The organism is Escherichia sp. MOD1-EC5189, from assembly GCF_002966045.1.
In the GTDB taxonomy this organism is placed as follows: domain Bacteria; phylum Pseudomonadota; class Gammaproteobacteria; order Enterobacterales; family Enterobacteriaceae; genus Escherichia; species Escherichia coli_F.
This window is the reverse complement of the sequence record NZ_PTRX01000050.1, coordinates 1-12,517: the sequence shown is the minus strand read 5'-3', so window position 1 is coordinate 12,517 and position 12,517 is coordinate 1. Positions and strand designations below refer to the sequence as shown.

Genomic DNA, 12,517 nt, shown 5'->3' with positions numbered 1-12,517 from the left:
GATCTTAAACAGTGCCCAACCGCCCTGTTTTAACTTCAGGCTTTCACGAATTTCGTTGAGTTCTTCTCGCGCTTTTTCCGACGTATCGCGCAGCATACGCAACACTTCTTCCGCCTCAATATGACGCCCCTTTTCCGCCAGCCAGCGCGGGCTATTTGGCAGGAAGACCACCAGAATAATCAGCAGGACTGCTGGTAAAGCAAGAACCCCCAACATTGCGCGCCAGTTACCGCTATAACTGAACGCTGTATCGGATAAAAACGCCAGCACGATGCCGAGTGTGACCATCAACTGGTACATACTGATCATCTTACCGCGAACGTTTTCACTTGCCATTTCAGAAAGATACAGAGGAGCGGTGTAAGACGCGATCCCGACAGCAATGCCCAGCACCACACGAGCGGCGATTAACATCTCTACGCTGGTCGCAAAAGCGGACCCTATCGAACCGAGCACAAAAAGGATAGCTCCCGCCATCAGGCTGTATTTACGCCCCAGGCGGAACGACAGCCACCCATTAAACAGCGCACCAATTGCTGCGCCGAGCATCATGCTACTAACCACCCATTCCTGCAAACGGCTGGTCAGCACAAAGTGATCGGTAATGAACGGCAAGGCTCCGGCGATTACGCCGATATCAAGACCAAATAACAATCCTGCGACCGCAGCAGCTACCGAAACAAACATATTCATACGCCGCGTATCCCGCAAAGAACGTGGCGTTAAAGCAGATTCCGTATTGATAGTAACCATTTTTTCCTGCCAGCAGAGAGTAAGACATAGTGAAAAAATACGTGAACAATTCACACAGGTGTCAGGTCGGAAATAGCATAAATATGGATTAAATTGCTGCGACATGTCGTTATGTGATGGATATTCCAATTTTCAAATTAAGTTGAATTATTGAGATTATTATTAACCAACTAATTTTAAAGCAGATAAAATTCATAAAGTTCACTAATTGATAATTGATATGGATTATTTCATAACCATGATATGGATTATGATGATCTACAGGTATAAAAAACCCTGCCATGCGGCAGGGTCATAAAAGTAAGAAGAATGGATTAACGAGCCAGCCAACCGCCATCCACGGCAATGGTATAACCATTCACATAATCTGAAGCACTGGAGGCAAGAAACACTACCGGCCCCATCAGGTCACTCGGCAGTCCCCAACGGCCAGCTGGAATGCGGTCGAGAATTTCCGCGCTACGTTGTTCATCTGCCCGTAGTTGTTGAGTATTGTTGGTCGCCATGTAACCCGGAGCTATCGCATTAACATTAATGTTGTGTTTAGCCCATTCATTCGCCATCAATCGCGTCACGCCCATCACGCCGCTTTTTGATGCGGTATAAGAAGGCACACGGATCCCGCCCTGGAAGGAGAGCATTGACGCGATATTGATAATCTTGCCGCCATTGCCTTGTGCGATAAAGTGTTTCGCCGCTGCCTGAGACATGAAGAATACGCTCTTGATATTCAGGTTCATGACATCGTCCCAGTCTTTTTCGCTGAACTCGAGAGCATCTTCGCGCCGAATCAATCCGGCGTTATTCACCAGGATATCAATATGACCAAACTCAGCTACCGCGCGATCCAGCAGTCCAGGAATACCATCAATCTTTCGCAGATCGGCGGTCAGGCTTAAAAAACGACGCCCCAGCGCCGTGACCTGCTTGATGGTTTCAGTCGGTTCAACGATGTTAATGCCAACAATGTCACAGCCCGCTTGCGCCAGCCCCAACGCCATCCCCTGACCCAGTCCAGTATCACAACCAGTGACGACCGCAACTTTACCTTCGAGAGAAAATGCACTTAAAATCATAACAATACCTTATTCGTTTATGCCCACAACTAGCGCAAATCTTTAACGGCCACATGGTCCATATCATCAAAGACCTGGTTTTCACCGACCATGCCCCAGATAAAGGTATAAGCTTTGGTTCCGACACCGGAATGGATCGACCAGCTCGGGGAGATCACCGCCTGCTCGTTATGCATCACAATATGACGCGTTTCTTGCGGCTGCCCCATCATGTGGAAAACGCAGGCGTCATCATCCATATTGAAATAGAAATAAACTTCCATCCGGCGCTCGTGGGTGTGACACGGCATGGTGTTCCACAAGTTACCCGGAGCCAGCTCCGTCAGCCCCATACTCAATTGGCAGGTTTCCAGCACATCCGGGACAAAATATTTGTTAATCGTGCGACGGTTGCTGGTGAGGTTATCGCCTAACGTGACTGGAGATACTTCGTCCGGTGTGACTTTTTTGGTGGGATACGTCGTATGCGCAGGTGCGCAATTGTAATAAAACTTCGCCGGAGTAGCGGTATCAATACTGGCAAAGACAACTTCTTTTGCGCCTTTACCAACATACAGGGCTTCGCGGTGACCGATTTCATAGCATTGACCATCAACGGTAATCGTACCGGCACCGCCAATATTGATAACACCTAGCTCGCGACGTTCCAGGAAATAGCTTACCCCGAGTTGTTTACCAACTTCCCCGCCAACGGAAACCGTTTTAGTTACCGGCATAATGCCGCCAACAATAATACGGTCAATGTGGCTGTAAACCATGGTGTACTCATCGGCGACAAATACCTTTTCAACCAAAAATTCATTGCGCAACCCCTGGGTATCCAGCGTTTTTGCATGCGCACTGTGGATACTCTGTCTTACGTCCACATCAACCTCCGATAATCAGTGAAGCGTGAAAATAGAAAACGATAGTGAAACGCTGTTTCGTTTTCTCTATAAGGGGATGATATGCCCACAGGATAGGGTTTTCAATTAAAAATAAAACAATGTTTCATTTTTAAGGTAAGGACTGAAAAAAGTGCAGTGTCGATCACGAATATGTCATGAGAATGGAAAAATCAGGGAGCCCTGAAAATGTATGTCGACTCGCCAGCCACCATTATTCAACAGATTAATGACGGCTGATATTTATCGGTAAGGAGGAAATGCAGAGCTATTCGTCACGTTCAATGGTCAATGCCACGCCCTGGCCCCCGCCGATACAAAGCGTAGCCAGTCCTTTGCGGGCATTACGTTTCACCATTTCATGAACCAGAGAAACCAGGATTCGGCAACCGGACGCGCCTATTGGGTGACCGAGCGCGATCGCGCCACCATTAACATTGACCCGACGCTCATCCCATTCAAGCATCTTGCCAACCGAAAGCGCCTGAGCAGCAAACGCTTCATTAGCCTCAATAAGATCGACATCAGCCAACTGCCAGCCGACACGTTCCAGGCAACGGCGTGTCGCATACACCGGCGCAATTCCCATTAATGCCGGATCTACACCAACGCTGGCAAATGCGCGAATGCGGGCAAGCACGGGTAAATTCAACGCTCGCGCTTTGGCTTCGCTCATCATCATTACCGCAGCTGCGCCATCGTTTATGGATGATGCATTACCCGCTGTCACAGAACCGAGACTATCAAATGAAGGATTTAAACGGGCCAAGCCTTCTGCACTGGCGTCAGTGCGTGGCTGTTCATCGGTATCAACAACCAACGCCTGACCGTTACTTTGGGTCATTACCGGGACGATTTCATCTTTAAATCGTCCGGCGTCAATCGCCGCTCGCGCTTTTTGTTGCGAGCTAAGTGCGTAAGCATCCTGCAACTGACGGCTGATGCCATATTCGCGAGCCAGATTTTCGGCGGTGACACCAATATGATAATCATTGAAGGCATCCCACAAGCCGTCATGCACCAGACTATCAACCAACTGGCTATTGCCAAGCTGTGCACCGGTGCGGCTATCTGTAAGAACGTGTGGTGCGCGGCTCATGTTTTCCTGGCCACCGGCGATGACAATATCCGCCTCGCCACACTGAATCGCCTGAGTAGCCAGATGCAGTGCTTTAAGCCCGGAACCGCAAACGTCATTAATAGTGATTGCAGAAACGCTGTTAGGAAGACCACCTTTAATAGCCGATTGCCTTGCCGGATTCTGCCCTGCCCCTGCAGTCAACACCTGACCAAGAATCACTTCATCCACCGCATATGCAGAAACACCGGTACGTTCTATTAACGCTTTCACGACCAGGCTGCCAAGTTCCACGGCGGAATGACCCGCTAACGCACCACGAAAACAGCCGATAGGTGTCCGTAACGCCCCGACAATCACAACGTCTTTCATCACAACCTCGCACCAATTAACAGTGCAATAGTAAATGATTGTTAATTACAGTTATCTTAATTGTTTAAAAAAAGTGATTTTTATCACAAAGGAAATACGCCTGACCAGCAGTCAGAGACATAACTGGCACGTAAGGTTTGCAACCACTAACCCACCAATAGAGAGGTAGAAAGGGCGTTAATCTCCCATACTTAACCTGGTTTATGGTAAATTGCCCTCCATTTTGTTTAATTTGTAGATGATACGTTCAGATAATGTCTAATATTTGGTCAAAAGAAGAAACTCTGTGGAGTTTCGCGCTCTACGGCACAGCCGTTGGTGCAGGCACGCTCTTCCTTCCTATTCAGTTAGGTTCGGCAGGGGCTGTGGTCCTGTTTATTACTGCTCTGGTCGCCTGGCCTTTAACATATTGGCCACATAAAGCCTTATGCCAATTCATCCTCTCATCAAAAACATCAGCAGGTGAAGGGATAACGGGCGCGGTAACACACTACTATGGCAAGAAGATTGGTAATCTGATTACCACGCTGTACTTCATCGCCTTTTTTGTCGTCGTGTTGATATATGCCGTGGCAATTACCAACTCACTTACGGAACAGCTGGCAAAGCATATGGTTATTGATCTTCGCATCCGTATGTTGGTGAGTCTGGGTGTTGTATTAATCCTGAATCTCATTTTTCTGATGGGACGCCATGCCACTATTCGGGTAATGGGATTTTTGGTATTCCCATTGATTGCCTATTTCCTATTTCTATCTATTTACCTGGTCGGTAGTTGGCAACCTGATCTATTAACTACCCAGGTAGAGTTCAATCAGAATACCCTTCACCAGATATGGATATCGATTCCCGTGATGGTTTTCGCCTTTAGCCATACGCCCATTATTTCTACGTTTGCCATAGACAGACGTGAAAAATATGGCGAACACGCTATGGATAAATGCAAAAAAATTATGAAAGTCGCTTATCTCATCATCTGCATAAGTGTACTGTTCTTTGTCTTTAGCTGCCTGCTTTCTATTCCACCTTCGTATATTGAAGCGGCTAAAGAAGAAGGGGTTACCATTTTATCGGCGCTTTCTATGCTGCCGAACGCCCCAGCATGGTTGTCAATTTCCGGGATTATTGTCGCAGTAGTTGCGATGTCGAAATCATTCCTGGGTACGTACTTTGGCGTTATTGAAGGTGCCACGGAGGTCGTCAAAACAACACTACAGCAGGTTGGTGTAAAGAAAAGTCGTGCATTTAACCGCGCACTATCAATTATGTTGGTATCGCTCATTACCTTCTTTGTTTGTTGCATTAACCCGAACGCGATTTCGATGATTTACGCGATCAGCGGCCCGCTCATTGCCATGATACTTTTCATCATGCCTACGCTGTCAACATATCTCATCCCGGCGCTTAAACCCTGGCGTTCCATCGGAAATCTGATTACGCTGATCGTGGGTATCCTGTGCGTATCGGTAATGTTCTTTAGCTAATATCCGTTGTGAATGGTTCAAAATTGCTACAATTTTGAACCATTCCAGTTTTCATAATGTTCATTTGTTATTATTCCGCTCTATCACATCTCTCGTCATATCCTAGTATTATCAGTTAGTTAAACACACAAAGAGATCTGAACATCTTAAATAAGACTATTTAAGATGCATAACTTAGATTCGCAAGATATCTTCTGGTCATTCAAAAACAATTTGCGATATAGATATTCTCATACCATGAGATAGTTATCTGAACCACCATCAACCAGGTAAGATTAAATCAGTGAAACATAATCATATTTAATAACGAGAAATGCATTTTTAAATGCTTTACTCAGAATTATAGCAAATACAGATTAATCGCAATTTTTCCCAGCAAAATTACAAAATCATGGTGTATTGACATCATCAATAACCAATGAAATTATGCAATTATATACGGATAGGGAGGTTCTTAACATGGGGCTTTGTAGTCGTTATAAAAGTCTTACATGCAATAGTTGCTCAATGCATTGCCAAATAATGCCAGAAGAGTCACCGCGTTTGCAGTATTGCGCAAACTCGTGTTTTTGTATGTGGCCCGAAGAAAGTTCATATTTTAATCGTGGTGTGGTGGAAGGTATCTTAACAAAAAACCACAATGCGAGATTAAGCGGATATATTTTTGTCGATTTTTCAGTAAGTTTTTTACGTCTATTCCTTGAAAAAGACTGGATTGACTATCTTGCAAGTACTGAAATGGGGATTGTTTTAGTCAGCGACCGAAATATGCAATCGTTAGCTAACTACTGGCGAAAACACAACTCTGCAATATCTGCTGTCATATATAATGATGATGGTCTTGATGTTGCCAATGAAAAGATCAGACAACTATTTATAGGTCGTTATTTATCATTTACCAGAGGGAACACATTAACTCAGATGGAATTCACCATAATGGGGTATATGGTTTCTGGTTATAATCCATATCAGATTGCTGAAGTTCTGGATATGGATATCCGTAGCATCTACGCGTACAAGCAACGAATCGAAAAGAGAATGGGTGGTAAAATAAACGAGTTATTTATTCGTTCACATTCGGTCCAACATTGATACTCAACAATCTGCCAGAATCATACTCTGCTTATACGGGCATCTATTGAAATGCCCGTATTTTACAAATAAGCAGTAACCCCAAGAGTAAACAACATGGTATTTAAAACCATCACACGAAAAATTCAGAAGCATTACGAAATATGGATTTACAAACAATAGTGGCGTAAATGTTAATCATGTTAATTTACGTAAAGTTTTACGTTGCGACATTAAAGCCTCATTTCAATCATTATGATAAATATAAAATTAATATATATTTATGCCGTAAATACCAATATACTTAGCAAACTATGTGATTTCCATTTCGATTGATTTAGTGTCTATTGACGTATGTACTGGATTATTAACGATAATATCGAGTTCTGGCCTGAGCACCGAAAATTAATATCGGTACATAACGCCGATCTTAACGTCGTTCTGACAACGCCAGCCAGTCGTTGTTTATCACTTCTACTTGAAGCTTTTCCTGATGTGGTTGCACAACAAGATTTTTTCACCAGAGTCTGGGAAGAAGAAGGTATGCGTGTGCCAACTAACACGTTATATCAGAACATATCCATTATCAGACGCGGATTTCGCGCTGTTGGTGATACCACCCACTCGCTTATTGCAACCGTGCCGAGAAGAGGATTCAAGATTCATAATGACATTAACATACAAAATCATGCAATAAACTCTTCAACAGACGCACATACACACAATACCCCACCTGCCGTAAAAGGTAATGCGGGGTACAAAGAGAGCATTGGTAGCGCAAACAATTTCAATAACAAAATCCTCAAACATATAAAAAGTTATCTAATTATGTTGAGCATATTTGCTATAGGCATATATTCTGCACATTGGCTATGGAATAATAATCAACCGAAGCCATTCTTCAAGGATTACAAGACTGTTGCGGAAATTAATGGCTGCCATTTTAATGTGACAGAAGATACAATTGATGGGTTGAAAGAGTTCGATAAATATAAGACACGGATACTGGATTCGGGGATTAACTGTAAAAAATATCCGTGGTTATACTTCCCTCTTGCAAAATCCTCACCAAGGATGATTGTTATGGCATGCAATAAAAACTATAACCAACATGAAGTGGCAGGCTGTTTAACCCTATCTTACCGTGAGGTTAATCGTGATTGATTATAAAAAAAACTTATTATTTATTTTAGTTTTTATCAGTGGGTTTATTCTCTTCATTGTTTACTCTTATACTGCAGAAAAAATGATATATAATGAAACATGCACTGCAAATTGGGTAATTTTTAATGACAAGGGGCGAGCAAATCTTACCATCGACTTTATGTACAACCAAAAAAATAAAACAGGAACTGTTGCGTTGAGCGGAACCTGGCAACAAGGTAACAGAGAAAGTAAATCAATACGGCGAAATATTGAATACACATGGATTGAAAACTATGACACAGCCCATTTAACATCAAAGAAAATTAATAAATTTGAGATCATGGATCAAGTCGATGATGATAGACTTGCAGAACTTATTCCTGATTTTTATGTATTTCCAGAAAAAAGTGTAAGCTATAATATACTAAAGCAAGGTAAGCATGCTTTTATTTTGAGTATTGGTAACAGAGCAATCATGCATTGTGCAAGGTAAACTTAAATAGATAACAAAAAGATGGAACCTCGTTAATCATAAAACAATAAAATTAAATATGCTTGTAGTATATGCCAGTATAAAGCATCAAAGTTTTGATCAACATCTTTCATTTTAGACATCACCTTGCAATGTAAAATATCATGTATCAACAACATCTGGTGCAAATCCATGAGTCGAACTCAACATTCATCTTAGCTCTATTATTATTCCTTCGTACAGTCGATGTAAACAATACAGAAAGAGGATTATTAAGAACCAGTTTACTTAGTGAATCAATAGAGGAAAGGACTAACGTTTCTTTAAAAGAATTGATTTCATCATCTGTTAAACTAAACTCATCATTGACAGATCGTGAGATATAACTGTTTTTAACTTTACTCTTTACATTGACTTTACTGACAGAATTAACATTCACATATCTTGAATTTAGTGCCCATGATGTTGTTTGCGTGAGAACCTTCTCAGCATTAAGGAATTTTTTTAACGGAATCCTTGGTTTCTTTTTCGAGTCCGAATTTACAATATCATGCATATAGACCATTTCATGAATCTGCGAAAACTCAATGTCCATTATATACCTCACATATTTACCGTGACTCGATGTTACTGTTCAATAATCACCTTCCATCAATACTAAATTTAATACCCCTAATGTGCCGATAACAAATATAGTCATTCTACGTAACGTCTCCATAAGGTGATAACCTTGATCAAATGAATTTCAAAAATAATAAAAGGAAATCTTTTGAGATGTTTGTCACGAATAAAGCTATTTATGTTACCAATATCATTTCGAGTGTGCACACTATCTATCTGTTTTTTCAGGATATAAAAAACAACATGTAAGTTATGTAAATTGCCGATGCTACTAAGTAACATTATGGTAAAAAAAGTAAAAATGAGCGATTTTTGATAGAATAAAGCATTAGAAAAGGTGATATTTGACATTATCAGAAGCTGCGAATTCGGATTTTGCTCTAATCAAATGAGAGAAATGTAAAATGAAGCCACGAAATATTAATAATAGCCTACCACTGCAACCATTAGTTCCTGATCAGGAGAACAAAAATAAGAAAAATGAAGAGAAATTCGTGAATCCAGTTAAAATTACGATGAGGTCTGGTTTAAATTATATTGAACAAGAATCTCTTGGAGGAAAATATCTAACACATGATTTGTCAATAAAGATAGCGGATATTTCTGAAGAAATAATTCAGCAAGCAATATTATCTGCTATGAGCATATATAAATTTCCGATAACAGATGATTTAATGAGTATGGCTACAAATGAACTCATAAAACTGGCCAAAATAGAGAATAATTTAGACCTGAATAAATTCTCTACTATATGCACCGACGTACTATCCCCCCTCGTCATCAGACATAATAAAGAAAAAAAACCAGACGACTTACTACCCTTCGCAAAAATCCCCTTTTTAATTTTCATCGAAAAAATGGAAATCGATAATATGAATCAAGGTCATGCATATTAAGGCATTTATGAAATATCGTAAATAAGATAACTAATAAGGTGAATATTAGCAAAACAACTAATGACATTATTGGTTTATAGTGGTCAGTATTTTTACTAATAATGAACCAATATACCCATAAGCAATGCAAGCTTAAAACTCATAATTCAAAAAAGATAAATACAAAAAAATTAATGAGTCAATCAATAATAATTTAGCATCACGAAACACATCACAGAGGAATATTATGAGCACAGATACACTTGAAATATTCAATAACAGTGATGAATGGGCAAGTCAACTAAAACACGCATTATCGCAAGGAGAAAATCTGGCATTACTACATGGATTGACTCCTGATATCCTTGATAGAATATATGCATATGCATTCGACTACCATGAAAAAGGTAATATAACGGACGCAGAAATTTATTATAAATTTCTGTGCATTTATGCGTTCGAAAATCATGAATATCTAAAAGGTTTTGCATCAGTATGCCAGTCAAAAAAGAAATATCAACAAGCATATGACCTTTACAAACTAAGTTACAATTACTCCCCGTATGATGACTATTCAGTTATTTATCGTATGGGTCAATGTCAAATTGGGGCTAAAAATATCGATAACGCAATGCAATGTTTCTATCATATTATTAACAATTGTGAGGATGAAAGTGTTAAGAGCAAAGCGCAGGCATATATTGAACTCTTAACTGATAATTCAGAAGATAATGGCTAAGCATTACAATCTTTTGGTTAAAATTGCTGGTTATAGTGCAGTTAACCACTATGACCAGCTTCTCTTATGTTTTCTTAAATCAACATCTTAAAACAGTTAAGAACACACTATAAATTATTATTTTTCAACGCGTTAGAGAACAATCTATTTTATCAAAATTGAATAAGGCTATTTCAGATTACATCACTGAATTCCTAAGATAAATTAGTGAACACAACCATAGATATGTCGAATGTAAACTCCTATAGCATTAATGACACATAAATATGAATAGCCACTATTTCTATTGCTTATGCAGGATGCAAGAAACCAATTTTTTCATAGAGGTTAACTAATGGACTTAGAAAATAAATTCTCATATCATTTTCTTGAGGGATTAACGCTCACGGAAGATGGAATTCTTACTCAAGGAAATGAGCAAATTTATATTCCACCGAAAGAGTTAGGAGTATTGATCGTATTACTTGAATCCGCTGGTCATGTTGTCCTGAAAGATATGATCATCGAATCAGTATGGAAAAATATTATTGTAAGTGACGAGTCCCTGACAAGATGTATCTATTCTTTGCGCTGCATTTTTGAAAAAATTGGCTATGATCGTTGCATAGAAACAATCTACCGGAAAGGTTATCGTTTCAGTGGACAGGTTTTCAAAACCAGAATAAATGAAGATAACACTTCAGACTATTCCATAGCTATATTTCCTTTCACCACTTCATTGAATACCCTGGATCCATTAATACTTAATCAGGAATTAGTGCAAAACATTTCAAATAAAAAAATCGAGGGCCTTTATACCTATCCGATGGCTGCGACAAATTTTTGTAATGATCACATATCGCAAAATTCATTTTTGAGAAGATTCAAGCCAGATTATTTCGTTACAGGAAGAATAAACCAGAATAACGCGGTGAAAACTTTATACATTGAACTGATCGACGCTAAAAATCTTTTCCTCATCGCCAGTAATCATCTTCCTGTTGATGAACTACATAACACATCACAATTTATTATAGATAATATCCTTCAAACGGTACATAATCCAGAGCGTTCTGAAAGATTAGCTAAACCGGATCAAGGTTACAAGAATCATTATTTATCAGATGAACTGTTGGCTGGTAAGAAAGAACTTTACGAGTTTACTCCTGAAAGCATTTACAGGGCTATGACTATATTTGATGGATTACAAAATAAAAGTGATATACAGACGCTAAAAACAGAATGTTATTGTCTGCTAGCGGAATGCCATATGTCTTTGGCACTTCATGGAAAATATGAACTTGAACTTGCTGCTCAAAAAGCATTAGAGCTTTTACATTATGTATCAGAAATAACCAATGTCGATGGAAAAATTTTAGCTATTATGGGACTGATAACTGGCCTGTCTGGACAAGCAAAAGTATCTCATATCTTATTTGAACAGGCTAAGATACACACAACTGATATAGCCTCTCTCTACTACTATAGAGCACTTGTCAACTTTCATAATGAAAGAATTGAAGAGGCAAGGATTTGTATAGACAAATCACTACAACTCGAACCCAGAAGACGAAAAGCAGTTGTGATAAAAGAGTGTGTAGATATGTATGTGCCTAACCCGCTCAAAAGCAACATGAAACTCTACTATAAAGAAACTTCGAGTGAAAGCCATCGAGTTATAATTGACAACATTTTGAAACTAAAGCAACTGACGAGAATTTGTATGCGATAAATCTTTATTGTCGCAATTTTATTGTTTAGATGTATGCAACTAGTTATTTAAACAACAGAGATGAAAATATCTAAGATATTTACCTTATTGCAATATATATCAAATACTCTAGATTAAAAAGTATTGTGTATAGGCTATTGGCCTGGACAAATAAAAAGGGAACTTTATGACTAATCCAATCAATATGAATAATTTTTCTCAAAGTTTAAATATAGCAACTGCAACGGGTGATGAC

12 protein-coding genes and 1 pseudogene are annotated in these 12,517 nt (G+C 39.7%); 7 read left to right on the top strand and 6 right to left on the bottom strand.

Annotated features, from left to right (window positions below; translation table 11 throughout):
* The 4 genes and pseudogenes from araE to ATB02_RS24580 form a co-directional block, all read right to left on the bottom strand.
* Positions 1-753, bottom strand: a pseudogene (gene araE / locus ATB02_RS24595) (arabinose-proton symporter AraE); the annotation flags it as partial.
* Positions 754-1,067: 314 nt separating this feature from the next.
* Positions 1,068-1,829, bottom strand: coding sequence for a 2-dehydro-3-deoxy-D-gluconate 5-dehydrogenase KduD (gene kduD / locus ATB02_RS24590; protein WP_000603526.1), 762 nt, complete (start codon positions 1,827-1,829; stop codon positions 1,068-1,070).
* A gap of 29 nt (positions 1,830-1,858) precedes the next feature.
* Positions 1,859-2,695, bottom strand: coding sequence for a 5-dehydro-4-deoxy-D-glucuronate isomerase (kduI, locus tag ATB02_RS24585; RefSeq protein ID WP_000383251.1), 837 nt, complete (start codon positions 2,693-2,695; stop codon positions 1,859-1,861).
* Positions 2,696-2,981: 286 nt separating this feature from the next.
* Positions 2,982-4,163, bottom strand: a complete 1,182-nt coding sequence (locus tag ATB02_RS24580) for an acetyl-CoA C-acetyltransferase (protein ID WP_000656039.1) — start codon at positions 4,161-4,163, stop codon at positions 2,982-2,984.
* A 254-nt stretch (positions 4,164-4,417) separates the two neighbouring features.
* On the opposite strand from ATB02_RS24580, the gene ATB02_RS24575 reads away from it, so the two are divergent.
* From ATB02_RS24575 to yqeJ, 4 genes are all read left to right on the top strand, one after another.
* Positions 4,418-5,647 carry an amino acid permease gene (locus ATB02_RS24575; RefSeq protein ID WP_000065947.1) on the top strand — a complete coding sequence of 410 codons (1,230 nt, stop codon included), beginning with the start codon at positions 4,418-4,420 and terminating at the stop codon, positions 5,645-5,647.
* A 459-nt stretch (positions 5,648-6,106) separates the two neighbouring features.
* Complete coding sequence (locus ATB02_RS24570; RefSeq protein ID WP_097430949.1) at positions 6,107-6,739, top strand: helix-turn-helix transcriptional regulator; 633 nt, start codon at positions 6,107-6,109, stop codon at positions 6,737-6,739.
* A 333-nt stretch (positions 6,740-7,072) separates the two neighbouring features.
* The gene (locus tag ATB02_RS24565; protein WP_105272363.1) at positions 7,073-7,882 is read left to right on the top strand and encodes a winged helix-turn-helix domain-containing protein; all 810 of its coding nucleotides are present in this window, start codon (positions 7,073-7,075) and stop codon (positions 7,880-7,882) included.
* Positions 7,875-8,357, top strand: coding sequence for a protein YqeJ (gene yqeJ / locus ATB02_RS24560; protein ID WP_105272362.1), 483 nt, complete (start codon positions 7,875-7,877; stop codon positions 8,355-8,357). The genes ATB02_RS24565 and yqeJ overlap by 8 nt, the downstream gene beginning before the upstream one ends.
* Before the next feature lie 32 nt (positions 8,358-8,389).
* On the opposite strand, the gene ATB02_RS24555 is transcribed toward yqeJ, so the two are convergent.
* Both ATB02_RS24555 and yqeK read right to left on the bottom strand, forming a co-directional pair.
* On the bottom strand, positions 8,390-8,470 hold the full coding sequence (locus ATB02_RS24555; protein ID WP_072132081.1) for a hypothetical protein: 81 nt from the start codon (positions 8,468-8,470) through the stop codon (positions 8,390-8,392).
* 35 nt (positions 8,471-8,505) lie between these two features.
* Positions 8,506-8,931: a protein YqeK gene (gene yqeK / locus ATB02_RS24550; protein WP_000350603.1), complete on the bottom strand. Its 426-nt coding sequence runs from the start codon at positions 8,929-8,931 to the stop codon at positions 8,506-8,508.
* Positions 8,932-9,361: 430 nt separating this feature from the next.
* Here yqeK and ATB02_RS24540 point away from each other — a divergent pair, with 430 nt between their 5' ends.
* From ATB02_RS24540 to ygeH, 3 genes are all read left to right on the top strand, one after another.
* Positions 9,362-9,853 carry a hypothetical protein gene (locus ATB02_RS24540; RefSeq protein ID WP_039020558.1) on the top strand — a complete coding sequence of 164 codons (492 nt, stop codon included), beginning with the start codon at positions 9,362-9,364 and terminating at the stop codon, positions 9,851-9,853.
* A gap of 226 nt (positions 9,854-10,079) precedes the next feature.
* Positions 10,080-10,571, top strand: a complete 492-nt coding sequence (locus ATB02_RS24535) for a tetratricopeptide repeat protein (protein WP_000102383.1) — start codon at positions 10,080-10,082, stop codon at positions 10,569-10,571.
* Positions 10,572-10,905: 334 nt separating this feature from the next.
* Positions 10,906-12,282: a HilA family transcriptional regulator YgeH gene (gene ygeH / locus ATB02_RS24530; RefSeq protein WP_105272361.1), complete on the top strand. Its 1,377-nt coding sequence runs from the start codon at positions 10,906-10,908 to the stop codon at positions 12,280-12,282.
* The last annotated feature ends 235 nt before the right edge of the window (positions 12,283-12,517 follow it).